Origin of the sequence: Myroides albus, from assembly GCF_024722315.1 — a bacterium.
GTDB lineage: Bacteria > Bacteroidota > Bacteroidia > Flavobacteriales > Flavobacteriaceae > Flavobacterium > Flavobacterium album_A.
Genome location: NZ_CP102754.1, coordinates 3,550,476 through 3,576,158 on the forward strand (window position 1 = coordinate 3,550,476; position 25,683 = coordinate 3,576,158).

The window sequence follows — 25,683 nt, forward strand, 5'->3', positions numbered from 1 at the left end:
CTTGTGAAGTAAACAACATTTTTTCCATTTCTGGCTTATCGATTGCAGCACCTTGCTTGTTGTTGCAGGTTGCTATTCTTTAGTATTTGACTAAAAAATTCTTGATAATTTGAGTGCAAATATAGCCTTTAAAATTTTAATATCAAAAACACCCCTCTATTTTAATCTTAAGGCTATCTACATCGCCACTTCATCATTACCTCAACCAAAGCACTTTTTTTGCAAATACCTAATTACTTCAGTGAGCTATTTCAAAGAAAGGCCAAACATCGACTTCTCTTCAATAAAAAAGTCATCTTTTAACAAGTAAAAGATGACTGTATATTTTAAATCGCTTTCAGGTGTTTTTAAAATTTAGAATCTATAGCGCACTGCCAAACCTAAATCAGTATAAAGACCATTTCTATAAGAGTCATTCAAATATATTTCAGGTCTTAAGTCTAATGATATTTGCAGAGGAAAATCAAAGTTATACTCCACTCCTATTGTACCCGTTACCAAACCGAAAGTACCATTATCAGAATATCTTTTACCTCTGATATTTTCAGAATAGTTCCAAGTTCCCACTGCAGCACCAGCACCAGCATACCAATTGAATCCTTGATCAATATTCCACATCCATTGATAGATACCTGTTACTTTAAAAGCATCTACATCATGGCGAGTTCTCCAACCTAAATCTAATTCTAATCGATTGTTCTTAGCTAACTTTCTTTGATAAGTTATCTCTGTACCTAATCCACTATTTCCTCCAAAACGCAAACCAATGGCATTCTTTGGAGTTGATTGTGCAAATGTAGTAACTGATATAGCTAATACAAAAGCAGCTGAAAGCAACACTTTTTTCATATTTATTCTATTTTAAAAAGTCAAAGCTACTGTAATTTACAAGGAGATAAAAGTTAAAAGATTTCTAATAAGTATAATTCAACCTTTCCTTTCACTATCTGATACTACATCAATCATTTAGAACCTTATTCAAAAAAGCAATACTGGAAGCGTAAATTACAGAAAAACAACTACCGTTCGAGACTTTGCTGGGAGAATCCCTACAATTAAAGCGACTTTACTTTTCTTATTTAATAGCTTGTAGAGAGCTAATCATTTGCTCTAATTTTATTATCTTTTTTGTATTCATCTTTTTGTTCCAATACATATTCACGCCAGCCCAGATCCCTAATACAATATAATAACCCATCAATACAATATTCTTTCCTCCCACAATTGCAGAATCAATCTTTACAATAAACGGATAAGTAAAGATAGCTATCCCAGTTATGAGAGTAACGATATATACATTCATCCATACCTTTGACAATTGTAATTGTTGCTTCTTTTCTTTCGTTAGCAACGCAATATAATCACTTGTTGACTGTGTTAATATAGATTCTGGCATTAAGCTATTTAAGCGATAATAATTAAACATAAACAACATCATCGTTATTCCACAACATAGAGATCCCAAAATCACCCATAAACTTCCAGCAAACTCAGTGTCTAATAACCATATATAAATTCCAATGATCCAGCCTATAGTAGACACGCCTATTATAGCCAGAGCCCAATTCATCTTTACTTTCTTTAAACGATAGGTATCTATAGACTGATAAACTTCCTTAATATCGCTGTGTTCTACTCTCGGAGTAGCCCAGAGCTGTTCTAAATTTACTTGATTACTTTCCATAGTTATTGAGTTTTTGATATAGTTCTTCTTTAATACGATGTACTCGAGTACGCACATTAGCATGTGTAAGTCCTGTCACATCAGCAATATGTTTTTGATCCACCCCTTCTAAAGTCAGCGAAATAATAATTCTATTCAGCTCACTTAATTCACTAATCGCTTGATAGAGTATCTGAGTATTGGTTTCTTTGTACTCCTCCTCTACACTTTTGCTCTGTCTTATCTCGCTTTCATCAGGAATAACTTTTTTACTTCGTTCTATTTGTCTTAAACAGATATTTACAGTGATCCGGTATATCCACGTACCATAGCCTGAATCAGCTCTAAACTTGGGCAACTGATTCCACACATTAACGAAAGTCTCCTGTGCTATATCTTTAGCCAAATCCGCATCATTAACATATCCTAATGCCAATCGATAAATTCGCTGCCAATATTGTTCATAGAGCGACTCAAATAATTCTTTATACTTACTCATGTGTTTTGATTGGTTTTGTCATTTAGATACACAGTATGGAAATATGTTACAACTAAATTACAAATGATCTACTTAACTATGCCTTCGAAATGTTAACTGATTTAGAGAATGAATAAAAAAGCATAGATTACTTACAACCTATGCTTAAAATAAATTCGATTAGAGTTCTTTTATCTACGCTAAGATTATGATTGTTCATTGATTTCATATACCAGATCAAGTGATTGTTCTATATTAAAGAACTATTTCTTTCATGCTGTATTCGCATCAACTTTTTCATGAACCTCACTTAAAATAACATATAGATAAGAAGTGCATCCTACCCAAGAAGGGGTATATACATAAAAAATTCCCCAAGGCAAGTTGCATTTGAGGAATTAAGAAAATTAAATTAATACTTTTGATTTGATTCTACTTAGCGTTTCTTGAGAAACATTAAGATAAGTAGCGACAATCTTATTCGGCAACCTCCTAACAATTATAGGATTTTGACTTAGTAATCGTTTGTATCGTTCACTTGCATCCATAGTTACCATTTCGAAATGTCGTGCAGTATTATTCAGATAAGCTAACTCAAGGTACTTTCTATAGAATTTCTCCCACTTAGGCATAGATTCCAATAGGTTATAAAAATCGTTATGCGTAATCCAATAAGCTTCTGTCACTTCTAAGGTTTGCAAGTATTCATAAGAACTTGAATTATCTATAAAGTTCACTAATGCAGTTGCAAACTGATTCTCAAACGCAATATAGCGAGTAGCATCTTGTCCTGCTTCATTAATATAAAAAATTCGAACACATCCCTTAGACACAAAATACAATTTATGACTATTAGTACCAGAATTAGTTAACTGCACTCCTTTCTCATACTTCTCATAGTGAAAATAAGAAAGAACCTTATCTAACTCCTCATCAGTAAACTCAACACTATTTTGTAGGTATGTTATTAAATTTTTCATTTCATATCATTAATCTTGTAAAACAAAGGTACGATAGTAAACTAAATCTGCTATGGTCAAAACTGTCATTTTATGTTCATGAGCGAAAGTCAATACCTCAGGTAACCTTGCCATAGTCCCATCGTCATTCATTAACTCACACAATACTGCTTGAGGAGGTAAACCAGCTAACTTCATAAGGTCAATACTTCCTTCCGTATGACCATTGCGCTCTAAAACTCCTCCATTCTTTGCTCTTAACGGAAAGATGTGTCCTGGACGAGCTAAGTCCCCTGGTACCGCATCTTTGTTTGCTGCTGCTCTTACAGTTGTTAATCGATCTGCTGCAGACAATCCTGTTGTTACTCCTTTGCTCGCTTCTATAGTAATGGTAAAGGGAGTCTGAAAACGACTACTATTTTGTTCAACCATATAAGGTAATTCAAGCTCATCTGCTTTATCATTTGTCAAGCATAAACAAATAATTCCACTGCAATATCGAATCATCATTGCCATATCTTTTTCGCTCATCAAGTGGGCTGAAAATATTATATCCCCTTCATTCTCTCTATCTTCATTATCCAGTAATAGAACACCTTTCCCACTTTTTAAGTTGCTAATTGCTCGTTCTACTCTCTCTTGACTATCCCACCCAAAGTGATTTAGAGTTAATTCTTGACTCATTCTTTATTCTTTTTTAGTTATTGATTCAGTTATAGTGCGTGCTTTAGGAATAATGACAAAAGCTGCTAAATAAGCCACGGGAATCATGGTGCTCCAGGATTTTAAGAAGAGTAAAACCCAGTTTTCTCCAAAACCATAATTGCGTATTAAGCCTACAAATGCCATAATTAAAGTCATTGGCACGACGACAAATAAAGTATTGATATACTTATAAAACTTTTTATCCATTTTATCTCTATTTTGTGATTTGTGATAGGACAAAGGTCTTCTTCTCAACACTCTCAAACATTGACATAAGTCAAAAAAGAAGGAAACGTTCTTTACAAATAGAAACAATTCTCAACTAAGCTTAACGACTTACATTCTTAAAACAAGAAAGCCACTGCATACGCAGTGGCTCCTATACATAACATAAACTAATTTTATATATTGTTTCCGTTCCCCGTTTTCCGTTTTCCGTTCCCTAAATCGCTAAAACTGTCCACCTGACACTTTCTTTACGCTCGGTCCTCCCGTTCCCTGTTCCCTAAATCGCCAACACGCCACCTGGCCCCTCCACTAAAACTGTCCACCGGATATTTTCTTCACGCTCGGTCCTCCAGTTTTCCGTTGCCTAAATAGCAGCTGCCCACACCTCTATTTCGATATCTATCTCTGATAGACCCAATGCAGTAATATAAGCAATTGTCATAGATGGATGACTTCCTTCAAATAGTTCTTCCCACACTTTGTCAAAATACTCCCAGTCAATTTCTTTTGTAGACCAAATATTAACCTTAATAACATCTTGACTGCTCAAACCCTGACTTTCTAACAAAGCTCTTATGTTCGCAAACGTATTATCTACCTGCTCATTAAACACCAGGGGGATACGCCCTTCTTTATCGGTACCTATCTGACCTGAAAATGTATAGATTGTCGCTTCCTTAGGCACTATCGTCACATGTGAATACCTCCCCACAGGACTTGATAAAGTCGTTGGGTTTACTCTTTTGACTTCCTTCATGTTTTTCATCTTAATATTTTTAATTATTTTGAAAAACAAAACTATAAGGAGTTGATCATTAAAAATTGTATAAAACCGACAAGAATAGAATTACTTTTTAAACTCAGGAAAATTGAGTAGCTGTTCTTGTGTATCTAATAGATATTGCTTTGGAGTACTACCTGTGAATGTCTTAAACTCACGGATATAATGCGATTGGTCGAAATACCCACTCTCGTACGTAAGCTCCGTTAAAGACTTAAAACTTGATTCACGCAAGAGGTTTAAGTTTGCCTGAAAGCGTATAATACGCGAGTACACTTTAGGAGACATACCTACATACTGCTTCACTAAGCGCTCCAGCGTTCGCTCTGAGATATTCATTTCTTGCTGCACCTCCTTTAATGACTTGCCATATTGTAACAGATTAGAAACGTAATTTGCCTTATCGGCATTTCCTTTTTGATTCTGTAATTGCTGAACTAAAAATTGACTGATGATTACTATCTTCTCTCTTACTGTTCTGGCATTGACCAACTTCTCCAAAATGGGTTGATGTACAAGTTCTTCTAAGGGAATATTCTGATTAGCAAACTCATTGGCATCAATGCCAAATAGTGCTTTTAATGCCGTAGGATACAGATAAACCCCTATAACTCTAAACGCTCCAGAAATTCTTTCCTCTGTATACTGATTAAACTGCCCATACACGTACAATTTTGGAATAAGCTTACCCTGAACATCAGTAAATAGATTAGGACTATCTTGAAAAATCAAAGCAGGTACTCCATCGGGAATAATCTTAAAGTTCCTAACCTCTGTACTTTCCATAGTATCTTCTAACACCCAAAAATACTGGACATAAGGTCTTAAAGGTAATATAGGGGCTATTTCATGATAATACATCAGTACATACTTTAATGACAAAGATAAAAAAAAGCCACTGCATACGCAGTGACTCCTATACATAACATAACCTAATTTTATATACTATTTCCGTTCCCGTTTCCACACTGCCACCGCGTCATCTGGCCCCATCGCTAAAAATGTCCATCGGACATTTTCTTCACGCTCGGTCCTCCCCGTTTTCCGTTTCTACACTGCCACCGCGCCGCCTGGCCCCATCGCTAAAAATGTCCACCGGACATTTTCTTCACGCTCGGTCCTCCTGTTTCCTGTTTCCTGTTCTCTGTTCTCAGTTTCCTCCCTCTTGATGTAAAGTCTGAGATATTTTTTCCAAATTTAAGCTATTAGCCATAGCAGAAAAGATATCGTAATACGTACTTTTATTCTCATACAAGTCCTCGTGTTTACCATTCTCTACCACTCTTCCCTTTTCCATAACCACGATATCATGCGCATCGATAATCTGAGAGATACTGTGTGAGACGATAATCACTGTTCTGTTTTCCTTAATCGCATCCAGACTTTTCTTGATTTGCTCTGTAGCAATCGCATCTAAACTGGCAGTAGGCTCGTCTAAAAATATAATAGCGGGATCTTTTAAAAACAAACGAGCGATAGCGATACGCTGTTGCTGTCCACCTGAGAGTAAGCGAGCATCAGACTCATACCCCTGAGGCAACTCAGTAATCTGCTCGTGGATATACGCTTTCTGAGCAGCTAATTCCACCTCTTCCATCGTAGCATGCGGATTTCCATAGCGGATATTCTCAGCAATACTCCCTTGAAAGATATGATTCTTTTGCAGTACCAGCCCTATGTGTTTACGCAATTCCTTAGTATCGTATTCTCTTAGGTCTACACCATCTAAGAAGATTTGCCCTGATGTAGGTGCATAAAACTTATCCAGTAAGTTAATCACCGTACTCTTACCAGCCCCACTAAGCCCTACTAATGCAGTAGTCTTATTGGGTTCTATTACCATAGACACCTCTTTCAAAGCATTTGTCCCGTTTGGATAGTCAAAAGAGACATTCTTTATCTCTATCTTACCTTTTATTTGTGTAGGCACATAGGTACCAGTGATTTCTACCTCGTGCTCAGCCTCAATGATTTCAAAGAAACTCTCTGAGTAAATCATGGCATCATTTACATCGTCATAAATACGGTGAAGTTGTCTAATAGGCGCTGTCACGTTATTAAATAACAGAACGTGAAACATAATCGCCCCAACAGTCATATCACCTTTTAATACGAAATAGGCTGTCATCAGAATAATCACCACAAGCCCAAACTGTTCAATGAACCCCTTTACAGCATCAAATACAAAACTCATACGTCTTGTTTGCAATTGATTCTCTGTCATATCATATTGAATTGCTTCATGCTTTTCGGCTTCTAAAGGTTCTCTGACGAACGACTTAATTACCGTAATAGAATTGATTAAAGAGATAATCCCATTGTTTTTATTTTCTCTAAAGCTACGCATTTTTCGTCTAAACCCTTTTAGCTTACTCGCCTGTAACTGACTGACATAAAAGTACAAAGGAATCATAGCAGTACTAACCAGTCCCACATAGACATTAGCAGTATAAATAAACACTAATGCCACAATAGCATTGGCAAAAAGTGGTAATATATCGATAAAGAAATTCTGTATAAGACGAGTAATACTCCCTATCCCTTGGTCAATACGAGTTTGTAATTTTCCACTGTCATTCTCATCAGAGGTATAAAACGCCATGCGATACGTCAATATCTTGGTAACAATCAATTGAGAAATATCTCTTGAGACATAAATACGCAATTTCTCTCCGAAAAACTTCTGCCCAAACTGTATAAAAGCATTGATTATTTCTTTTGCGATTAACACCACACTACTAAACAACAGCATCTTATATCCCCAAGCCAAGTCTTGTACCCCAGTAACTACCTCATTTAAAGTATCCACCATATGGCGAATAATCAAAGCGTTTACCTGAACGGCAAAAGAGCCCACTGCCGTCAATACTAAAGTTCCTATTATTAACCTTTTATAAGGCATTACAAAAGGTTTTATCTGTTTAAGTATTTTTATCAAATTCATACTGCAAAGATAGAATTGTTCTAAATAGAAAGTATTGATTTAGGTCAATAAAAAATAATAATACTTTTTAACTATATCGATTTTTAGTGATGAAATAAAGAGTCATATTTTGACAGTATAAGTAAAGGCTATCACATTTAACTTTTAATATTGTTTTAATTAAAAATTAGTTTAATTTTGCTAAAATTTTAACACTTATAGAAATATGAAAAAAATTACTTTATCCTTAGTTGCTGCTTTAGCAATTGGTCTAACAGCTAATGCACAAACTCCAGACGTAAAGATTGGAGCAAAAGCAGGGGTTAACTTTGCAAACATAAACGGAAGTGATGCTAATGGTGATACAAGAACAGCATTCCATATTGGAGCTGTAGCTGAAATTTTTATCAATGAAAAGTTTTCAATACAGCCTGAATTATTATACTCTGCTCAAGGTCTGAAATTCGATGATATTGATGAGTATTATAATGATAATACTTTTATTACAACAAGTAATACTTATACAACAAAGCTGGATTATATCACAATCCCTGTTATGGCAAAATATTATATTTTCCAAGGTTTAAACGTACAAGCAGGTCCTCAATTTGCTTTTAATGTAGCTGCTAAAAGCGCTGGAGAAGATATAAAAGATGTAATCAAAACTTTTGATTTTGGCCTTAACTTTGGTTTAGGTTATGAATTACCACTTGGTCTATTTGTTGATGCACGTTACAACCTTGGTCTTAGTAATGTTACTAAAAAAATTGAAGGAGAAACAGTAAAAGCAAAAAACGGAGTATTCCAGTTATCTGTAGGGTATAAATTCTAATCCTATTTAAACATAACTATAAAGGTTCTTATCACGTGGTAAGAACCTTTATTTTTTTAAGATCTAACAATATTGTCTGTTGATCTTCTTTTCAGAAGCAATACTGCTCATATATTAGCTGCTATGCATGGACACTGCACAAAGCCTCACGACTTTGAGCCATATACTTAAACACTCCTAAACCACAGATAACAGAAACGCAATATCACCAAATTATACATTCACAAAAAAAAGATTATACATAGAATAAAAGTAAAAATTCACCTATTTTAACTTCTCTTGTTTTTTGTTAATAATTTTTAAATACTTTTGCAAAAAATTAACAATTAAACAAACATGAAAAAAATTACTTTATCCTTAATTGCAGTACTAACTATCGGCTTTGCTGCAAATGCACAAGAAAAAGAAATTAAATTTGGAGCTAAAGTAGGTTTAAACGAATCTAAGTTTTCAAATGCTGACGGGCTTTCAACGCGTACCAGTTTCCACATTGGAGCTGTCGCTGAAATTCCAATTACTGAAAAATTTTCAATTCAACCTGAATTATTATATTCAGGTCAAGGAGCTAAATTTGATGGTGCAGGTAGCTATGATGATGGATTATTAGAATTTAGGGAAGTAAAGGTAGAAGGAACGTTTAAACAAAACTACATTCTTTTACCTATTATGGCTAAATATTATGTGTGGAAAGGTTTAAACCTACAAGCAGGACCTCAAATAGGTTTCTTGACTACAGCAAAACTACATTATGACAAAGTTGAAATTCCTGAAGCTGGTATTTCTGCAAACAATCATAGTGTTTCAATAAAACAGATGATGAATAAAGTGGACTTTGGATTAAATTTTGGTATAGGATATGAACTACCAATTGGGGTATTCTTTGATCTTCGTGCTAATATAGGTCTAAGTTCAATTAACAAAGAAGGAGCTTCTTCTAAGAATCAAGTATCTCAATTATCTGTAGGGTATAAATTCTAATTATTCCTGCAAAATAGCTATAAAGGGACTTCTTTAAAAAAGAAGTCCCTTTTTTTATAATAGCCTATTTAGCCTATTTATTATGACCTCTAACTATTATTTGATTAATGCAATAAACCTCCTGTTCTTCTCTTACTAATTGTCTTTTTTACTGTTCTCAAATTGAACTTACAAATCATATCCAAAACAGCGGTTCGACATCTGCCGAACTAAGATCAAAACCAGTAAAAACGGGAAGCACAACCATTCTTCATGTCATTTGTTCGGAGATTATTCGGGGATTACTCGCTAAACATTGGAAAAAGTAGTGTTTTTCCGAAGAAACACCGAACAACACACGCGTAGCACGCTTTTCAAGAATTTATAAATTGTAAAAAATGAGAATTTTACCACATAGATATATGGTGTTTTTTAAATATAGAAAGAAACTAATTATTTCTTTGTTTAGTATACATTAGATGATAAAAGTTATCAGATACTAAAACGAATAATTGAGAAATGTTTATATCAAATATACGAAATAAAACAACTCTTTTAGAATCAGTTTTCTATACCCACTGTACAAAATCTTGCGACTGTAAGCAATATACCTACAACACTGTGCTAAGTCCCACGACTATGAGCTATACGCTTCCAAGTTATAGATAACTTTAGTGCAAAGTCAGGAAACTTTGCGGAACCGACACTAAGTCTTACGACTTTGTGTAGCCTAATACCTCAAATACCATTAGTACTCCCGGTACCTGGACTTCTTCCTTCTTATAATCTTCAAAACTAAAGTATTTCACTGCCCCGATTTCATTAGTAGCTTTTATCTTCTCATCTCTTAACTCATACACATAACAATCTTGTTGCATCATGATATTGAGTTTCTCTCCATAGGCTGGAGCAATGATATGGACAAAATATTGTAATCGATCACTATTCATACTAAGGCTTAATTCTTCTTCTACTTCTCGTATTAGAGCAACCTTACTTTCTTCTCCTTGATCTATCTTACCACCTGGCAAATACCAAGCTTTCTTATTGTTGCTGTACGCCAATAGCAGCTTACCTTCTTCAACAACGACCAATCCTACAGTATGCAAATCTACCCATTGTTGCTCTACTACAGGAAGATGATAGATATTCATCATCCTACCAGGTACTTTAGTCAAAATTTGTTTCACACAAACACCACTCATTTTCTCATAGAATAAATTAGCATTAGGGTCTGCATATACTTCGATATACTTAAAACCAAGCTGATGTGACATGACCTTAATTTGTTTGATTATTTCTTTACCAAATCCTTTATTTATACACTTGGGCAATAACCAAAAATGTTCTAAAGTAACATAAGCACCTTTTCCTCTTAGCTCAAAGAAACCAATATACTCTTGTTCAACAAAACACTTATATACTTGCGCTTTAATCAAGTTTTCTTTTGTGATAGTCAATTCTTCCTTCCATAAATTCATAAGTTCTTGGCTATACCCCCATACTTGTTTCGAGAGCATCGCTGTTTGTGTTAACATCCCTAAATCGTCTATAGTTGCGAGTTGAATCGATAATTTCATGTCTATATCTTTTGATTCTTAGTTTCCAAATATAATAGCTTTATACAAATCTGTTCATATGTTCTCTCTAATTATTCTATTTACTAAATCGCTCACCTACCCTTATTCCATAAGTAACTAACAAATAATCAAGGTGCTAAAAATAACGATACCCCTTTACATCTCTTACTGATGCAAACACCTCTATTTATCAATGATTTTAAAAGAAAAAAAGAAGTAAATTAGCTTTATTATACTTTACACAATATGACAATACGAGTGGCAGAACTAACGGATATAGAGCAATTACAACTGCTATATCAGAAGCAACTTAAAACACAACAAGTGTATCAACCATATTACTTTAAGGCTGACTTGCCCGCTGTTGACTTTCTTGAGGAAACGATAAAAAGCGACCAGGCTGAGTTTATTGTCGTAGAGCATGAAGGCCAACTCATAGGGATGGCCGCCCTATTCATTGAAGAAACTTTACCTTATGAATGCTATGTATCCCACCGTTATCTGAATTTTGCAGATTTATATGTAGAAGAAGGTTTCCGAAACAAAGGGCTGGGTAAAGAATTGATTGAAAATGTAAAAAAATGGGGCAAAGAAAAGAAAGTGGATTATATTGAGCTTTTGGTTCTAAGAGAAAATAGTAAAGCACAAGCACTATACCTCAAAGAATCATTTGAAACTGTACACAGTGTAATGAGATACAAATTATGAATTACTAAAACCTAAGAGAATGATTAGAACAGCGACTCTCGCCGATATTCAAAGCATACTACTACTCTATCGTGAACTATTCAAGCAAATGGCTATTTATGAGCCAAACTATATGAAAGAAACAGATCAAGATTATGAGTTTGTCAAAAGTGTGATTAATCAAGAGAACAATTTTTTGATCTACGTTTTCGAAAAAGATACACAAGTCGAAGGATTTGTGATCGTTCAAAAACAAGATGCTCCTATGTATAACTGTTTTGTTCAACAGAAATTAGTGTACATCATGGATATCGTTGTCAATCCAGATTCCCGTGGATTAGGTATTGGAAAAGCTCTTTTACAACAAGTAAAATCTTGGGCAAAGTCACAAGGAGTAAATTATCTTGAATTAAATGTCTTAACTGCCAATACTGCTGCACAAAAATTATATGAGAGAGAAGGATTTACTAATTTTAATCAATCGATGAGACAGCGTTTAGATTAAACCAAAAGAGGTTGTTTCAAATGAAACAACCTCTTTTGGTTTACTTATTTAAGTTAATTTCTTTATCAGTATGCATATCCTGTAAAAAAACAGTGTCATGAGAGATAACCAATATGGTTCCGTTAAACTGATTTAATGCTGCTGTCAAACTCTCCGTACTCTTGATATCTAAGTTATTTGTCGGCTCATCTAACAATAATACATCAATATTCTCATAAGCTAACGTCAAACAACACAATGCTAATTTAAGCTTTTCACCACCACTTAAAAGTGCTACTTTTCTCTGCCATAGTTCTAAGTGGAGTCCATATTGAAACAATAAGTTATTCACTTCTACTGAAGGCTTATTTAATTTATTGTAAAATGCAATTTGCTCTTGCAATGTTAATTCACTTGTCAAAAGCCCATAATGTTGATCCAAATAGACTACTACAGGCTGGGACTGACTGTGCTCAAGTTCTCCACTTGAAGGAAATAGTTCTCTCATTAACAATTTAAAAAGCGTTGATTTTCCACTTCCATTATCTCCTACTATCTTAGTTCTTTCTCCTGCAACGATATCGAAACTAAGAGGTTCAATAAAGACGTTTGTTTGATCATATGTAAACTGTAAATCACAAGCCCTCCACAGTAATTTACCTTTGCTTATTCTCGATTGTGGAAAGCGAATATCAAAGAGACTCTCTTTGTGTAGTTGACTCTGCAACTCGCTTAGATTTCCCTTTATCTGATCTGCCCGTCGCTGTTGAACATCTAATGACTTGGCTGCGCTATTCTCCGCTTTATTCTTAAAGGCATTAATAACAATCTTGGGCAATCCAGCAGATTTTTCATTGCGTTTGTTCTTTGCTTTTTCCTTAGTCTGTTTTTCTACTTGCTTTTGTTTTTCCCTTGCAACTTCTTTTAACTCTTTTTGAGTTTGTTCTACCTGTCTATTCATTGCAGCAAGCTTAAGTTCTTTTTGTTGTTTAAAGAAACTGAAATTTCCACCATATCGCTCCAAAGTTCCATTTACTAACTCGTAAGTGAGGTGTACTTGATTCAACAGTGCTCGATCATGACTCACGATAATTATCGCTCCTTTGAAGTTTTCAATGTAATTGTAAAGTTTTAACTTGGTAGCTATATCAATGTGATTGGTTGGCTCGTCCAGAAGTAAGAGTTCTGCTTGACTCAACATCATACGCGCAAATTGTACCTTGGTTTGTTGGCCACCACTTAAAGTGGCAAGACTACTGGTCAAATCGACTTCTGCTAAGTCCCAATAATTCAGCGCTTGCTCAACGCGCTCCTCAATCCCCCAATCGTCATCTAATAGATCATAGTGTTCCGCAGAAGAACTTCCAGACAATATTGCTTTTAAGGCATTGAGCTTAACATCTATCCCCAGAGCTTCTGCAATGGTTTGATGGTGTAAATCTATTTTATTTTGCTTGAGATAAAACAGAGAGCATGTCAACTCGATTGTACCCTGTTGAGGTGCAATTTCGGATGAAATCAATTTTAATAAGGTACTTTTACCTGTACCATTATCACCTATAAGACTTATTTTGTCTGCTCGATTCAAGACAAAGTTCAAATCGCTAAATAAAGGGGAATAATCAGAATGAGAATAGGATAAGTTTGAAATACTTAAAACCATAGTTTACTAAAATTATTTAATTAAATACCTAACCAATGGCCCGTATACCATTACCTCACGGTCAAATACAATTAATCACATATTGCTGAGTATTGAGAAAATACAGAGAATCCATATCTTCAATTAAAGAATCTTTTAACCTCTTTGATAGTGAAAGCTCACTTTAATTGGTTAAACAACCAATCTTTACTCAGCTATATACATTTAAACTATGTTTTAATTAATACTGTCGCAAATTTAATACTTTTATTTATAAATATTACTTTTTTAAATTAAATTCGCCAAAATGAGAAAGTAATTATCTCTTTTAAGACTAATTGACAACCTAAAGTATTTTCTATAATATGGACAATCAAAATTTAACCAATAGATATAGTACACTTGCCTCCTGGGTATATCACTTAGATAAACCTATCGGTCGCTCTTTTGGAGATATAGAATTTTACAGTCAAAGACTTCAAGGTATTTCAGGTAAAATACTTGAACCAGCAACGGGAAATGGTCGTGTATTAATCCCGCTTTTAGAACAAGGATTTGATATATCAGGGTTTGACGCTTCAAAAGAAATGCTTGACTATTGTAAAGCTGAAGTTCAAAAAAGACAGCTAAACCCTGAATTAGCACAAGAGCGCTTCGAAGACTTTAACCTAAACAGTCGCTATGATGCTGTAATATTGCCTGCAGGTTCATTTCAACTAATCACAGATGTAAATATCGCTATAGATGTTCTCAAGCGATTTAAGGCGGTTTTAAACGAGAAAGGGAAACTTATCATTGATTTATCTCCTCTTTCTTGTTTAAGTGAACCTACCATGATGGCGCGAAGTTGGAAAGTAAAAGATGGTATTTTGACATTGACAGAAACGCGTGAAGAAGTCAATTTTTTAACTCAAACAACTACTTCTCAATTGCGTTATGAGTACTGGTCAAATGAAGGTTCTTTAAAATCAAGTGAATTAGATTATTTTAGCTTGAGATTCTGGGGAATAAAAGAGTTCGAACTGGCTTTGAAACACGCTGGCTTTACTGCAATTAAAACTTACAGTAATTATGAACTATCCTCAAATATTGACTCGCAAACTCATACTATAACATTTGAAGCATACTAAAATAAAGATCAAAAAAAGAGGTTCAATATTGAACCTCTTTTTTTGATGCTATTGCAATTATTCAATTAGCTTTAAATCTTTATCGTACATCCCTACTAATACACTATTTCCCTTTTCATCAACTCTTAAGCCTCCGTAAACAGCTTTTTCAAACTTCTCTGCTTCACCTTCCTGAAAGAAAAAGCTTTCTGCTCCAATATTGAAATTCCAATTGGTCTTATTGAAAAACTTAACGTAAATCTGATTATCTCCTTTTTCTTTTATCTTAGATGATAAATCAACAAGGTGACCAATCCCCTTCTCGTCTATATTTAAAAGGACAAAACCTCTTGTATCCTTGTAAGAAGTAATAGGAGCTTTATTAAAACTGTCCTGCGTAATGCCAAGTGAATCATTTGTTTCACTTACAAATAAACTATCATTTAGAAAATCACTCATCCCTGTAGAAATCTTGTAATTCAACCTCATATAATCCCCTTGCATTAAAGATCTTGGATCAACAGGAGCTAATTCTAATAAGACTAACTGTCCTTCTTTAATCGTTTGCTCCTTTTCAAACACAGCGCGAATGAAAAATAATACTATCAATACTGTTGTGATTAATATCACATAATTTGTCCTATTCTTGCTCATCTTGTTTCCAATTTTTATGAATTACCCAATAAACACTAAGAAAAATAATCCCACTAAGCATCAAAGAAATTGATTTTGCTAATAGTGAAATACTCAAGTCGTAATAATACATTCCCATAGCCCAAATAAAAGTGCATATAGACAAAACAATACCTGTTTTAAATTGGTTGTTATACGACCATAATGCAAACAAAAAGCCAACTATAAAAGCGGGATAATCAATTCCCAATAAATATAAAAACACAGCCGTAATTACGATTGACATTCCTTTAATGACAGTATTTTGTATTAAAGCCCTATCTAATAAAATGTACAAACTACCTAATGTTATCAATATAAACACTACTTTGGTAGAGTATGAAAACAGCATTCTCTCGGAACCATAGTAAGGTAAAAACATCTCTACAGATGTCATGATACTCAAGCCTAAACAATAACAAAAAGTAGCAACTAAGATTGCTTGGTAATTGTTATTCCACCACAAACTTGTACTTCTTAAAAAAGTCTCTTTATAAAAGAGAAACACTACGCTTAAAAGCAAAACAAGTAAGAGTAAACTAAGATAATCATTGCTGAAATTCTCAAACAGTAATCCGTGACATCCTATGATTATGGCAGTAGCAGCAATAAAGGTTATAATCTGATTTTTATATAAAAACAAACTTATAGAGGCTATAACTATTGTAGCAATATACATATTTGTAGGTATGAAATCGTGCTGAATAAGAGCCGCTAACAGCAGGACAAAACCACTGATATAAAGGGCTATTCCAACTCCATCTCTTACTGCATTGTCTGTACTTTTATGAATAAAATAACAACCAATCATTGACAGTAATCCAAAACTCAGAAATAGTATATCAAAATTAGAGTCTCTGGCAAAGGCTAAAGATATAAACCCTAAGAATGTTCCCATGGCAATTAAACCTCCTACAACTGATATGATCTTTATGAAAACTGTTTTCAATGAATTATCTTCTCTTTTCTGCATGATTCCAGTCTGATCAATTTCAACCCCTTTAGCTTCTAAAGAGGATAAAATTGTATTGAATTGACTATTCTCTTTCATCTTTCCAAGTTTTATTCATATTCATAATTACTTTAATTAAGCCATAGGTAGCCCCAATAATGTAAATTGTATAGAGCAGCAGGGAAACTATTTCAAGCTTAAACCACTTTAATAACAACATAAATAAAATAGAAACGACTGCTAAACCGAAATAACTAAAAAACAAAATATTGCGTTGTTTAACACTCCAATAATAGCTTGCTCCTATCCATACACAACTCAGTATAACTGCTATTGATTCTCCCATTAGATCATTAATATCATAGTTTGAACTAATAGTGAATATCCATGCCGAAATAGAGAAAACAGCAATACAAGTACATACAAAAGCCATTATCGCAGTATAGTACTTTGAAGGTACAAATCCCTGCATTCTTCCGATTAAAAATGGAAGGACAAACAATGTGATATTGAAGCTTAAAAACAAGCTTAACACCATGTAAAAATTCAATTCAGTACTGACTTGAGAAAAGAACAAAGAGAAAGTAGTATTTACTAAGACTACTAAGCCTAACCACTGTACTGAGAATTTAGAAACAACTGTCCATGGGATTATCGTTATCGTCCAAACTAAGAATAAATCATAGGCATTGGCTCCAGTTTGATAAACTTGACCGAAAACAGCAAACAAAACTCCTACTAAAACAGATGCTATTACTAAGCTTACCTTTCGAGTAGATTCTGTCATACGGTTAGTCACACTACAATAAACAGCTACGACTAATAATCCTAATACAACAGCAAACTTGCCAAATGCTGGCATATCATTCCAATTATAGGCAAAAAAGAACACAATGCCACTTACTAATAAACCACTCCCCAAGGTTAATAAGAAATACTCTATAAAGGTTCTCCACTCATTTGAACTAACACTACATTCTTGTTCAACCAAATGTTGCAGTTCTTCACTTTCTACACTACTGTGCTCCTTGAGTAGGTATAGATCTTCTTTTGAAACTCTTTTTTCATACAATTTTTTCATAAGCTCAAGTATTTAATGATACTTAAAAAAACAAAAGATAGTACTATAAAAGTCACTATCTTTTATTATAACGTTTTATCTTGTAATATAATACACCAGTAACTTGTTATTATTTTACAGATTCTAAAATTTGTGCGGCGTGATCTTTCGTTTTTACTTTTGTGATCACATCTATTAATATGCCATTTTCATCAATCACAAAAGTTGTTCGATGAATTCCATCATAAGTACGTCCCATGAATTTCTTTGGTCCCCATACACCAAAGGCATTTAAGACAGCTTTATCTTCATCAGCTAAAAGAGGAAAAGGCAATTCATTTTTCTCAATGAACTTCTGTTGTCTTGCTGCTGAATCTGCACTAACCCCTAATAATTCAAACCCTTTATCTTTTAACTCTGTATAATTATCTCGAAGATTACATGCTTCCCAAGTACAGCCTGGTGTACTTGCTTTTGGATAGAAGAATACAACAAGCTTTTTTCCTTTATAATCTGATAATTGATGTGTTTTTCCTGCTTGATCTACACCTTTAAAACTTGGTGCTTTATCTCCAATTTGTAAAGTAGTCATTGTTTCTTTATTTTAAGATTTAAAGTAAAAGTAGACGATTTATATTTAAGTTACAACTTTGAACTTTTAATAGACTTACAATTATTTGTTTGTAAGATTGAATACTCCACAATAAAAAGATTACCTCTTTTAAAAAATAACATCATTTTTGGCAGGTAGGTTATTAAAACAAGTATTCAACAACCTTATTGTAAGTCACTTATAAATCGCTTTATTTTCGCCATACATTAAAATTGCGTATCTTGTAGGGACTTAGACTTTTCACAGAGAAAAGTGTGTTATACATAATCTATTAATTTTTAAAATATTGAAAACATGGGTAAAGGAGATTTAAAAACTAAAAGAGGGAAAATTGTAAACAAGTCATACGGGGTTAGAAGACCTAAGAAAAAAAAGGATACCTCTAAATAAAACAAAAGAGGATCAGGTAAATAATTTATCTGATCCTCTTTTGTTTTATAAACTTCACTTGTTTTAATTCTTTAATAGCTTCATCATTAACTGAAAGCTAAGTTCATCTAAAGATTTTAAAGATTCCTCTGTAGAGCTATTAGCTAATATGATTAACCCTTTCTTTTTAACTGGATCAAAGCCAACATAGTTTGAATATCCACTATCTACAGCTCTTGAAAAATACAGCTTGGTGTCATTGCCAAAAGGAAAGGCTATTTTCCAACCCGAAGACAACCAATAGGTAGGTGATACAATGACACTTGCTCGTCTTGTCAACGACAAATCTTCATCTGTTGGATCAAATTGTGCTTGAACAAACTTGCCCAAATCTACTGTATTCGAATAAGTACTTGTTGCATATTTAAACATACTTACTGGTACTACAGTAGACTCTTGCCCTAATCTATTAATTCCCTTTAAAATCTTTTTATTCTTCTTTTGATAATCAACTATGCTACTATTCATTTTGTAAGGTTTGAAGATTTGATCTTCAACAAGTGTATTAAAGTCACTTTCGAGTGCTTTTGACACCACATCACCCAAAATAGCATATCCCAAAAAAGAAAAACTTTGTTTTAACTGCATGTTTAAAGAATCTATTGTGAGTTGATTCTTTAAATACTCGTGGAGTTGATTTTGATTATATCCACTAAAGAACTCATCTTCGCCAATACTAACAGATTCCAAAGGCGGTAACATGGGAACAAAACTGGTATGATTGGCTAATTTAGTTAATGGAAGTCTAACTTTATTATTGAATTCGAAATCATAAAAGTCATTGGCATCTTGTGTTAACTCTATTTTTCCTTGATTAACTGCTTTTGCAAATAAGGTTGAGGTATAAATAGTAGCAAAGTTCGCCATTGAGAATAAATTTTCTCTATTATCTTTCAGTACTATCTTACCCTTTTTATTTTCTACTCCAAAGTAATTCACTTGATCGTTGTCAATGATAGCCACTGCAAACTGTCCTTTCGCAGGTAGACCTTTAGCAGATTCTAAAAGAATATCTTGGTTACTTTTCTGTGTTATTGCAGATGCCTTCTTATTATTATCCGGCATATCAATAATGCGGAATCCCTCCAACTCTCCCTGAGAATTGATAGCCAAGTTTAATAATGCTACTTCCTTATTCTCAAACTCTGTTCGGTAAAGAGCCAATTGATTATCGTCTAATCCATAGAACTCTATACTCTTAATATTTCCCATTTTTCCCTTCATCTCAACAAAGAAATTCTTTGCTTGATTGAAAGGCAATTCCTCTTTTAGAGAAGTAGAGAAATACGTGTAAAAGTCATCATAATCTTCCGAATTATAATCTTTTACAAAGGTTTCAACTATTACATTTTTTTCTTTCTCTTGAGCATGTACTACACCTATTGACAGTAAGGTCAATAAGAAAAGAATCTTTATACGCTTCATATATCATCTAACTTTATCCTCTAAATATATTAGTAATTTTACAGATAACATTCTTTTTAACAATAATTCAATATTTTTTTACAATAATATATCCTTTGTGAAACTCACATATCATAGAATATAAAGATTACTGCCAGTCATTAACTTGAATCCATACAAAAAAGAGGGTGTCCCAAAAGGTCACCCTCTTTTGTATTATATAAAACGTTACTTTTCTCTTAGATTAAAAGTTCTTGCAATTAAAACGAGTTTTAGACTTATAATTTGTCATTTTTCGTTTATCAGTCTCTTTTTTAGGATGAAAATTGTTGTTTAAAGTCGATTTTTCTCTATTCTTAGTAAGTTTTCTTAAATTATGTGCAAGAGCCATCAGTCCAAATTCAATTTCGACCATTTCTAATCCTCTTAGAGTAAACCTAGTAAATTTGTTGTTGCTTTTTAGTTGTCCAAAAACAGCTTCTACTTCTACAGGTCTTTTACTTCTATGATATTTACCGCGTTCAGAGTTGAGTAATTCTCTAATATGTTGTTTTATTTGAACCAATCTATGATTCATAGAGACTGTTCTGTTTTCTGCTGCTTTATTACATAGCTCTTTTAACGAGCATTTCAAGCAGTTAGAAGCTTGATACAGATGTATTTTTGACGCAAAACCAGTGGTGGTGTATTTAGTACTACTTCCAATATTAGGTAGCTTTTCTCCATTTGGACATAAGATGTAATCAAACAATTTATTGTAGTAAAGATTGTGTTGTAGAAAAGGGTTGTTCTTCCAAGCTCTTTTCTGTTCCATATGAAAATAATTAAATTTCACATAGGGCGTTATTTCTCTTTCAAGTAAATACAGATAATTCTCTTCGCTACCATACCCAGCATCTGCTACAACTTCTTTACTTTGTTGTGCATAGGTTTGTTCAAAAGTCTCTAGATGATTGATTAAGGTAGTGGTGTCAGTTGATTTTTGTGCAATAGTATAATGTGTAATAAATTGATTTTCAGTACTTATTTGAGTATTGTAGGCAGGTTTAAGTTGCCCGTTTTTCATGTGATCTTCTTTCATTCGCATAAAAGTAGCATCTGGATCTGTTTTACTATAACTATTTCGAGTACCTAAAGTTTCTAGTTGTTGTTCGTATTTTTGCAAGCGAGGTAAATGCTCGTCTTCTAACTGTTTGAGCTGTTTAGCTGTAGGTTTGGGTAGGTCTGCCCTATGTTTATTTAACTGAGTCACTTTTTCTTTAAGCTCTAAACTATCAATATTTTTGGAACAGTGTTCTTTTGCGAGTTCACTTTGATCCTGTTTGATTTGACCCTCTATTTCTGTGAGAACATCTTGAATTTTTGTTTCTAATTTAGCCTTGTTTTTCTCCACTGAACCACGCCATACAAAGGTGTATCGGTTAGAGCTAGATTCAATTTTTGTTCCATCAATATATTGAACTTGTAAACTAACATATTGTAATTCTTGTAACAGACGAACCACATCTGCAAAAAGCTGATGGATTTGACCTTTCAATCGCTTAGCGCGAAAATAATTAATCGTGCGATGATCAGGCAAGCTATTACCAGATAACCACATAAAATAAATGTTCTCCGTCAAAGCCCGTTCAATCTTACGCGATGAATAAATATTATTGAAATAGGCGTAGAATAAGACTTTTATCATCATACGGGGATGATAACTGGTGGTCCCTCCTCCTTTGTATTGACTTAAAATAGAACTAATATCTAACTCATCAACAACAGCATTGATAAGACGAACAGGATGGTCTAGAGGAATTTTAGAAAAAATATCTTCAGGAAATAGACTCGGCGATTTTAAACTTTCAGATTTGAACATTATATTTGTCTTTCTTATTGTTTGGTTGCACCTTGAAGATAATTATTTTTGAGGACAAACAATGAAAAAACCCCGCCTTTTTTAGACGGGGTTTTGTTTTTTAGGCTTTTTAGACAGCCTCTTTCTTTCGTTTGTAGTTTGTAAATGTATGTATAAGATTTTTATTATATCTTATTTATTTCCTTTTGCGTAATCGGCTAAGAACTGAGCTAATCCATTATCTGTCAAAGGATGTTTTAACAATCCTTCGATAGCACTTAATGGCCCAGTCATTACGTCTGCTCCAATCTTAGCACAGTTCACAATATGCATTGTGTGACGCACTGATGCAGCTAAGATTTCAGTATGAAAACCATAGTTATCATAGATTTGACGAATTTCTTGGATTAACATTAATCCATCAGTTGAAATATCGTCTAAACGTCCAACAAATGGAGATACATAAGTAGCTCCCGCCTTAGCAGCTAATAAAGCTTGCCCTGCTGAGAACACTAATGTTACATTTGTTTTAATACCTTTAGAAGAAAAATACTTACATGCTTTTATACCTTCTTTTGTCATTGGTAATTTAACAACAATCTGAGGATTTAAAGCTGCTAACTCTTCACCTTCTTTTATCATCCCATCATAATCGATCGAGATAACTTCTGCACTAACATCACCATCTACAATTTCACAAATTGTTTTGTAGTGGTTAATAATGTTCGCAGCCCCTGTAATGCCTTCTTTAGCCATTAAAGAAGGGTTGGTAGTTACACCATCTAAAACACCAAGTGCTTGAGCTTCTCTAATCTGATCTAAATTAGCTGTGTCAATAAAAAATTTCATAGTAATATATTTCTTATATTATGTTATGCTGTAGTCCAAAATTACAACTTATATCTGGGTTAATCACAATTTTTGAATCATAATTTATTTCTTTATCTTATAATGATTCATTAGCAATTTCTCATAAGTTTTACTCGGTAGAACCTTCTTTAAGAATAAAGAAAACTTTTGCAACTTCTCCCCAACTTTATACCTAACTTTAGGTTTTTTAGTATTGATTATTTTAAAAATAGCTTCAGCCATTTCCATTGGATTATTACCACTATCCACATGTGTATTTGCCATGTCTAAAGACATTTGATAAACATCTTTATACGGAGAGTCTTGTAACACTGGAGCATGATATCTTCCTGCAGCAATATTAGTGGCAAAATCTCCAGGAGCTACATTTGTAACTTCTATTTTGAAAGGTTTCAGTTCCATGCGCAAAGCCTCTGTTATCATCTCTAAAGCGCTTTTTGAAGATGAATAAATACCTCTAAAAGGCAATCCCATATATCCTGCAATAGAAGTAACATTAATAATTAAACCACCTTTCTGATTTCGCATCGTAGGTAATGCTGCTTTGATAACTTCAATTGGACCAAAAACGTTAGTTTGAAAATTATTAATTATCTCATCTGTAGGAATTTCTTCAATAGGACCAGTAATTCCTACACCTGCATTGTTGATTAAGATGTCGATTCTCCCTTCTTTTGCTACTACTTCAGCTATAGCACTTACAATAGTTACTTTATCTCTTACATCGAGCTGAACTAATGGAAATTTAGATCCTACGACCCTCTCTGGATTGCGACTTGTTCCATAAACTTTAAATCCCTTTAGAGTTAAATACTCTCCTACACATTTGCCTATACCAGAAGATCCTCCAGTGATAAAAACTACTTTACTCATTTTACTTTTCTTATTTAAACAAATATAATACTATCGATAACAATAATAAAGAATACACTATAATTTGATAAGTTGCTATATTTACACAAAACTAATTAGTTCCACATGATTAAAAACACATTATTACTTGGTTTGTTTGCTGTACTCTTGCTAAATTCTTGTAAAGGCGTACAGCAAAATTTAGATAATAGTATTTTAAACAACACTACTGTAGTACCATATCAATATTACGCGCTAATTAACCAAGATTCGATTGCAACAAACTTAAAAAAGCTTGCTTCTGATGAATTTCAAGGTAGACGTACTGGCGAGCCTGGTCAGAAAAAAGCAACTGAATTCATTGTCAACTTCTACAAGAAAAGGGGAATTGCACCACCAAAAGAAATGGATGGCTATCTACAGAGTATTCCCTCTTCATTTATGAAACCTTCAATGATGAAACTACAAGACAGTGAGAATATACTAGCCTATTTTGAAGGAACAGAAAAACCAGAGGAAGTTTTGATTATTTCTGCTCATTATGACCATATGGGAATACTATTAGATCAAATATATTACGGAGCTGATGACAATGGTTCTGGAACTGCATCTATTATGGAGATAGCAAGAGTATTTCAACAATTAAAAGAACAAGGGATTCAACCCAAGCGATCTGTATTGTTTATCCACCTTACAGGGGAAGAATTTGGACTTTTTGGTTCAAAGTACTATGTTCAGAATCCTATATTTCCAATTGAAAACACCATTGCTAACCTTAATATTGATATGATAGGACGCCGAAGTAAAGAGCACTCTGGCAAAGGTGATTATATTTTTGCAGTTGGTTCAGGAAAATTGAGCAAAGATCTTTATGATGTTGTAAGTTCAGCAAATAAAGAATCAATCAACCTTACAATTGATTATAAATTTGACGATGAAAATGATCCACAACAAATTTATTATCGATCTGATCATTATAGTTTTGCCCAAAAAGGTATTCCGGCAGTATTTTATTACAATGGCACTCATGATGACTACCATTTACCTTCAGATACTTTTGATAAAATAGATCTACCTTTACTTACAAAGAGAACTCAATTAATCTTTACAACAGCTTGGAAATTAGCAAATGGAGAACACAGACCCCAACTTACAGAAAAAAAGAACTAAAAGAGCCAAAATAATTGATATCTCATTATTTATCTTGTGCATGACAAATCTTATATTATGGCTTATAAGAGCTGGGTATGCCTATAATATAGAAAGCTATACTGCCTTTGCTTGGATTTATAATAATTTATTTACTCCAATGTACTATGCCTTATATGTACTTCCCATTGCTCTTGTGCTAAGTTTTATCAATCGAAGGATTACTTTAGATTCTTTTTCATTCCTATCTATCAAATGCTTAGCAATTACCTATATACTAATATTTATAATTAGATAAAACATTCTAACATATACTGACAAAAAAAGGCCATTCTAAATAGAATAGCCTTTTCCTTTTGGGTGGATGATGGGTTTCGAACCCACGACCTTCGGAACCACAATCCGACGCTCTAACCAACTGAGCTACAACCACCGTGTCATGAATTTTATTTTAAAACTAAATCCCAAAGTTTTTGGGTGGATGATGGGTCTCGAACCCACGACCTTCGGAACCACAATCCGACGCTCTAACCAACTGAGCTACAACCACCGTGTCATGAATTTTATTTTAAAACTAAATCCCAAAGTTTTTGGGTGGATGATGGGTCTCGAACCCACGACCTTCGGAACCACAATCCGACGCTCTAACCAACTGAGCTACAACCACCGTGTCATGAATTTTATTTTAAAACTAAATCCCAAAGTTTTTGGGTGGATGATGGGTCTCGAACCCACGACCTTCGGAACCACAATCCGACGCTCTAACCAACTGAGCTACAACCACCGTGTTTTGTTTAACGGTTGCAAAGGTACC

At 33.8% G+C, this 25,683-nt stretch carries 26 protein-coding genes, 4 tRNA genes and 1 riboswitch; of the genes, 7 read left to right on the top strand and 23 right to left on the bottom strand.

Features of this window, described 5'->3' with window-relative positions; genetic code table 11:
- Positions 1–8: 8 nt before the first annotated feature.
- A riboswitch (SAM-I-IV-variant riboswitch) is annotated at positions 9–113 on the bottom strand.
- 241 nt (positions 114–354) lie between these two features.
- The 9 genes from NWE55_RS15795 to NWE55_RS15835 form a co-directional block, all read right to left on the bottom strand.
- Entirely contained in the window at positions 355–849 is a 495-nt protein-coding gene (locus tag NWE55_RS15795) for a hypothetical protein (RefSeq protein WP_155092889.1), read from the bottom strand.
- 226 nt (positions 850–1,075) lie between these two features.
- On the bottom strand, positions 1,076–1,684 hold the full coding sequence (locus tag NWE55_RS15800) for a hypothetical protein (protein ID WP_258204404.1): 609 nt from the start codon (positions 1,682–1,684) through the stop codon (positions 1,076–1,078).
- A complete protein-coding gene (locus tag NWE55_RS15805; protein ID WP_258204405.1) occupies positions 1,674–2,162 on the bottom strand; it encodes an RNA polymerase sigma factor in 489 nt (162 codons plus the stop codon). Before NWE55_RS15805 ends, NWE55_RS15800 begins: the two co-directional genes overlap by 11 nt.
- 386 nt (positions 2,163–2,548) lie before the next feature.
- Entirely contained in the window at positions 2,549–3,121 is a 573-nt protein-coding gene (locus tag NWE55_RS15810) for a Crp/Fnr family transcriptional regulator (RefSeq protein WP_155092886.1), read from the bottom strand.
- Positions 3,122–3,130: 9 nt separating this feature from the next.
- Complete coding sequence (gene ribB / locus NWE55_RS15815; protein WP_258204406.1) at positions 3,131–3,784, bottom strand: 3,4-dihydroxy-2-butanone-4-phosphate synthase; 654 nt, start codon at positions 3,782–3,784, stop codon at positions 3,131–3,133.
- Between the two features lie 3 nt (positions 3,785–3,787).
- Positions 3,788–4,012 carry a DUF2798 domain-containing protein gene (locus NWE55_RS15820; RefSeq protein WP_155092884.1) on the bottom strand — a complete coding sequence of 75 codons (225 nt, stop codon included), beginning with the start codon at positions 4,010–4,012 and terminating at the stop codon, positions 3,788–3,790.
- Between the two features lie 385 nt (positions 4,013–4,397).
- Complete coding sequence (locus NWE55_RS15825; RefSeq protein ID WP_258204407.1) at positions 4,398–4,799, bottom strand: RidA family protein; 402 nt, start codon at positions 4,797–4,799, stop codon at positions 4,398–4,400.
- A gap of 81 nt (positions 4,800–4,880) precedes the next feature.
- A complete protein-coding gene (locus NWE55_RS15830) occupies positions 4,881–5,675 on the bottom strand; it encodes an AraC family transcriptional regulator (protein WP_258204408.1) in 795 nt (264 codons plus the stop codon).
- Positions 5,676–5,964: 289 nt separating this feature from the next.
- Positions 5,965–7,758, bottom strand: a complete 1,794-nt coding sequence (locus NWE55_RS15835) for an ABC transporter ATP-binding protein (RefSeq protein ID WP_258204409.1) — start codon at positions 7,756–7,758, stop codon at positions 5,965–5,967.
- Between the two features lie 205 nt (positions 7,759–7,963).
- Here NWE55_RS15835 and NWE55_RS15840 point away from each other — a divergent pair, with 205 nt between their 5' ends.
- The gene (locus NWE55_RS15840; RefSeq protein WP_258204410.1) at positions 7,964–8,569 is read left to right on the top strand and encodes a porin family protein; all 606 of its coding nucleotides are present in this window, start codon (positions 7,964–7,966) and stop codon (positions 8,567–8,569) included.
- Positions 8,570–8,905: 336 nt separating this feature from the next.
- Positions 8,906–9,547, top strand: coding sequence for a porin family protein (locus NWE55_RS15845; RefSeq protein WP_258204411.1), 642 nt, complete (start codon positions 8,906–8,908; stop codon positions 9,545–9,547).
- Positions 9,548–10,239: 692 nt separating this feature from the next.
- Here the strand turns inward: NWE55_RS15845 and NWE55_RS15850 are convergent.
- Positions 10,240–11,106 (bottom strand): GNAT family N-acetyltransferase, encoded by an 867-nt coding sequence (locus NWE55_RS15850; protein WP_258204412.1) that lies wholly within the window; start codon positions 11,104–11,106, stop codon positions 10,240–10,242.
- A gap of 246 nt (positions 11,107–11,352) precedes the next feature.
- Between NWE55_RS15850 and NWE55_RS15855 the strand changes: the two genes are divergently transcribed.
- Positions 11,353–11,814, top strand: coding sequence for a GNAT family N-acetyltransferase (locus tag NWE55_RS15855; RefSeq protein WP_155092878.1), 462 nt, complete (start codon positions 11,353–11,355; stop codon positions 11,812–11,814).
- A 19-nt stretch (positions 11,815–11,833) separates the two neighbouring features.
- Positions 11,834–12,298, top strand: a complete 465-nt coding sequence (locus NWE55_RS15860; protein ID WP_155092877.1) for a GNAT family N-acetyltransferase — start codon at positions 11,834–11,836, stop codon at positions 12,296–12,298.
- A 40-nt stretch (positions 12,299–12,338) separates the two neighbouring features.
- Here NWE55_RS15860 and NWE55_RS15865 read toward each other — a convergent pair whose 3' ends face one another.
- Positions 12,339–13,940, bottom strand: coding sequence for an ABC-F family ATP-binding cassette domain-containing protein (locus NWE55_RS15865; protein WP_160340067.1), 1,602 nt, complete (start codon positions 13,938–13,940; stop codon positions 12,339–12,341).
- A gap of 344 nt (positions 13,941–14,284) precedes the next feature.
- Between NWE55_RS15865 and NWE55_RS15870 the strand changes: the two genes are divergently transcribed.
- On the top strand, positions 14,285–15,049 hold the full coding sequence (locus NWE55_RS15870) for a class I SAM-dependent methyltransferase (RefSeq protein WP_155092875.1): 765 nt from the start codon (positions 14,285–14,287) through the stop codon (positions 15,047–15,049).
- A gap of 57 nt (positions 15,050–15,106) precedes the next feature.
- On the opposite strand, the gene NWE55_RS15875 is transcribed toward NWE55_RS15870, so the two are convergent.
- The 4 genes from NWE55_RS15875 to bcp all read right to left on the bottom strand — a co-directional run bounded on the left by NWE55_RS15875 (position 15,107) and on the right by bcp (position 18,304).
- Positions 15,107–15,682 carry a GDYXXLXY domain-containing protein gene (locus NWE55_RS15875; RefSeq protein WP_160340051.1) on the bottom strand — a complete coding sequence of 192 codons (576 nt, stop codon included), beginning with the start codon at positions 15,680–15,682 and terminating at the stop codon, positions 15,107–15,109.
- Complete coding sequence (locus NWE55_RS15880; RefSeq protein WP_258204413.1) at positions 15,669–16,751, bottom strand: DUF4401 domain-containing protein; 1,083 nt, start codon at positions 16,749–16,751, stop codon at positions 15,669–15,671. Before NWE55_RS15880 ends, NWE55_RS15875 begins: the two co-directional genes overlap by 14 nt.
- Entirely contained in the window at positions 16,738–17,733 is a 996-nt protein-coding gene (locus NWE55_RS15885) for a DUF2157 domain-containing protein (RefSeq protein WP_160340049.1), read from the bottom strand. Before NWE55_RS15885 ends, NWE55_RS15880 begins: the two co-directional genes overlap by 14 nt.
- 109 nt (positions 17,734–17,842) lie before the next feature.
- A complete protein-coding gene (gene bcp / locus NWE55_RS15890) occupies positions 17,843–18,304 on the bottom strand; it encodes a thioredoxin-dependent thiol peroxidase (RefSeq protein ID WP_155092871.1) in 462 nt (153 codons plus the stop codon).
- A 315-nt stretch (positions 18,305–18,619) separates the two neighbouring features.
- On the opposite strand from bcp, the gene NWE55_RS15895 reads away from it, so the two are divergent.
- Positions 18,620–18,715, top strand: a complete 96-nt coding sequence (locus NWE55_RS15895; protein ID WP_155092870.1) for a 30S ribosomal protein THX — start codon at positions 18,620–18,622, stop codon at positions 18,713–18,715.
- Between the two features lie 63 nt (positions 18,716–18,778).
- Here NWE55_RS15895 and NWE55_RS15900 read toward each other — a convergent pair whose 3' ends face one another.
- From NWE55_RS15900 to NWE55_RS15915, 4 genes are all read right to left on the bottom strand, one after another.
- Positions 18,779–20,179 carry a serine hydrolase gene (locus NWE55_RS15900; RefSeq protein WP_155092366.1) on the bottom strand — a complete coding sequence of 467 codons (1,401 nt, stop codon included), beginning with the start codon at positions 20,177–20,179 and terminating at the stop codon, positions 18,779–18,781.
- Positions 20,180–20,402: 223 nt separating this feature from the next.
- Entirely contained in the window at positions 20,403–22,019 is a 1,617-nt protein-coding gene (locus tag NWE55_RS15905) for an IS1182 family transposase (RefSeq protein ID WP_258204053.1), read from the bottom strand.
- Between the two features lie 171 nt (positions 22,020–22,190).
- The gene (gene fsa / locus NWE55_RS15910; protein ID WP_155092365.1) at positions 22,191–22,847 is read right to left on the bottom strand and encodes a fructose-6-phosphate aldolase; all 657 of its coding nucleotides are present in this window, start codon (positions 22,845–22,847) and stop codon (positions 22,191–22,193) included.
- An 84-nt stretch (positions 22,848–22,931) separates the two neighbouring features.
- Positions 22,932–23,741, bottom strand: a complete 810-nt coding sequence (locus NWE55_RS15915; protein ID WP_258204414.1) for an SDR family oxidoreductase — start codon at positions 23,739–23,741, stop codon at positions 22,932–22,934.
- A 105-nt stretch (positions 23,742–23,846) separates the two neighbouring features.
- Here NWE55_RS15915 and NWE55_RS15920 point away from each other — a divergent pair, with 105 nt between their 5' ends.
- Positions 23,847–24,890, top strand: a complete 1,044-nt coding sequence (locus NWE55_RS15920) for a M28 family metallopeptidase (RefSeq protein ID WP_155092363.1) — start codon at positions 23,847–23,849, stop codon at positions 24,888–24,890.
- 338 nt (positions 24,891–25,228) lie between these two features.
- On the opposite strand, the gene NWE55_RS15925 is transcribed toward NWE55_RS15920, so the two are convergent.
- The 4 genes from NWE55_RS15925 to NWE55_RS15940 all read right to left on the bottom strand — a co-directional run bounded on the left by NWE55_RS15925 (position 25,229) and on the right by NWE55_RS15940 (position 25,653).
- Positions 25,229–25,302: transfer RNA gene (locus NWE55_RS15925), tRNA-His, on the bottom strand.
- Between the two features lie 43 nt (positions 25,303–25,345).
- Positions 25,346–25,419 (bottom strand) — tRNA-His (locus tag NWE55_RS15930).
- Positions 25,420–25,462: 43 nt separating this feature from the next.
- Positions 25,463–25,536: transfer RNA gene (locus tag NWE55_RS15935), tRNA-His, on the bottom strand.
- A 43-nt stretch (positions 25,537–25,579) separates the two neighbouring features.
- Positions 25,580–25,653, bottom strand: a tRNA-His gene (locus NWE55_RS15940).
- Between the last annotated feature and the right edge of the window lie 30 nt (positions 25,654–25,683).

Bases quoted from the DNA above. Each gene is read 5' to 3' on its own strand.
- bcp (WP_155092871.1), bottom strand. From the start codon at position 18,304: ATGACTACTTTACAAATTGGAGATAAAGCACCAAGTTTTAAAGGTGTA.
- NWE55_RS15855 (WP_155092878.1), top strand. From the start codon at position 11,353: ATGACAATACGAGTGGCAGAACTAACGGATATAGAGCAATTACAACTG.
- NWE55_RS15830 (WP_258204408.1), bottom strand. From the start codon at position 5,675: ATGTATTATCATGAAATAGCCCCTATATTACCTTTAAGACCTTATGTC.
- NWE55_RS15845 (WP_258204411.1), top strand. From the start codon at position 8,906: ATGAAAAAAATTACTTTATCCTTAATTGCAGTACTAACTATCGGCTTT.
- NWE55_RS15860 (WP_155092877.1), top strand. From the start codon at position 11,834: ATGATTAGAACAGCGACTCTCGCCGATATTCAAAGCATACTACTACTC.
- ribB (WP_258204406.1), bottom strand. From the start codon at position 3,784: ATGAGTCAAGAATTAACTCTAAATCACTTTGGGTGGGATAGTCAAGAG.
- NWE55_RS15870 (WP_155092875.1), top strand. From the start codon at position 14,285: ATGGACAATCAAAATTTAACCAATAGATATAGTACACTTGCCTCCTGG.
- NWE55_RS15805 (WP_258204405.1), bottom strand. From the start codon at position 2,162: ATGAGTAAGTATAAAGAATTATTTGAGTCGCTCTATGAACAATATTGG.
- NWE55_RS15880 (WP_258204413.1), bottom strand. From the start codon at position 16,751: ATGAAAGAGAATAGTCAATTCAATACAATTTTATCCTCTTTAGAAGCT.
- NWE55_RS15905 (WP_258204053.1), bottom strand. From the start codon at position 22,019: ATGTTCAAATCTGAAAGTTTAAAATCGCCGAGTCTATTTCCTGAAGAT.
- NWE55_RS15865 (WP_160340067.1), bottom strand. From the start codon at position 13,940: ATGGTTTTAAGTATTTCAAACTTATCCTATTCTCATTCTGATTATTCC.
- NWE55_RS15820 (WP_155092884.1), bottom strand. From the start codon at position 4,012: ATGGATAAAAAGTTTTATAAGTATATCAATACTTTATTTGTCGTCGTG.
- NWE55_RS15835 (WP_258204409.1), bottom strand. From the start codon at position 7,758: ATGAATTTGATAAAAATACTTAAACAGATAAAACCTTTTGTAATGCCT.
- NWE55_RS15810 (WP_155092886.1), bottom strand. From the start codon at position 3,121: ATGAAAAATTTAATAACATACCTACAAAATAGTGTTGAGTTTACTGAT.
- NWE55_RS15825 (WP_258204407.1), bottom strand. From the start codon at position 4,799: ATGAAAAACATGAAGGAAGTCAAAAGAGTAAACCCAACGACTTTATCA.
- NWE55_RS15850 (WP_258204412.1), bottom strand. From the start codon at position 11,106: ATGAAATTATCGATTCAACTCGCAACTATAGACGATTTAGGGATGTTA.
- NWE55_RS15915 (WP_258204414.1), bottom strand. From the start codon at position 23,741: ATGAGTAAAGTAGTTTTTATCACTGGAGGATCTTCTGGTATAGGCAAA.
- NWE55_RS15840 (WP_258204410.1), top strand. From the start codon at position 7,964: ATGAAAAAAATTACTTTATCCTTAGTTGCTGCTTTAGCAATTGGTCTA.
- NWE55_RS15800 (WP_258204404.1), bottom strand. From the start codon at position 1,684: ATGGAAAGTAATCAAGTAAATTTAGAACAGCTCTGGGCTACTCCGAGA.
- fsa (WP_155092365.1), bottom strand. From the start codon at position 22,847: ATGAAATTTTTTATTGACACAGCTAATTTAGATCAGATTAGAGAAGCT.
- NWE55_RS15920 (WP_155092363.1), top strand. From the start codon at position 23,847: ATGATTAAAAACACATTATTACTTGGTTTGTTTGCTGTACTCTTGCTA.
- NWE55_RS15895 (WP_155092870.1), top strand. From the start codon at position 18,620: ATGGGTAAAGGAGATTTAAAAACTAAAAGAGGGAAAATTGTAAACAAG.
- NWE55_RS15875 (WP_160340051.1), bottom strand. From the start codon at position 15,682: ATGAGCAAGAATAGGACAAATTATGTGATATTAATCACAACAGTATTG.
- NWE55_RS15795 (WP_155092889.1), bottom strand. From the start codon at position 849: ATGAAAAAAGTGTTGCTTTCAGCTGCTTTTGTATTAGCTATATCAGTT.
- NWE55_RS15900 (WP_155092366.1), bottom strand. From the start codon at position 20,179: ATGAAGCGTATAAAGATTCTTTTCTTATTGACCTTACTGTCAATAGGT.
- NWE55_RS15885 (WP_160340049.1), bottom strand. From the start codon at position 17,733: ATGAAAAAATTGTATGAAAAAAGAGTTTCAAAAGAAGATCTATACCTA.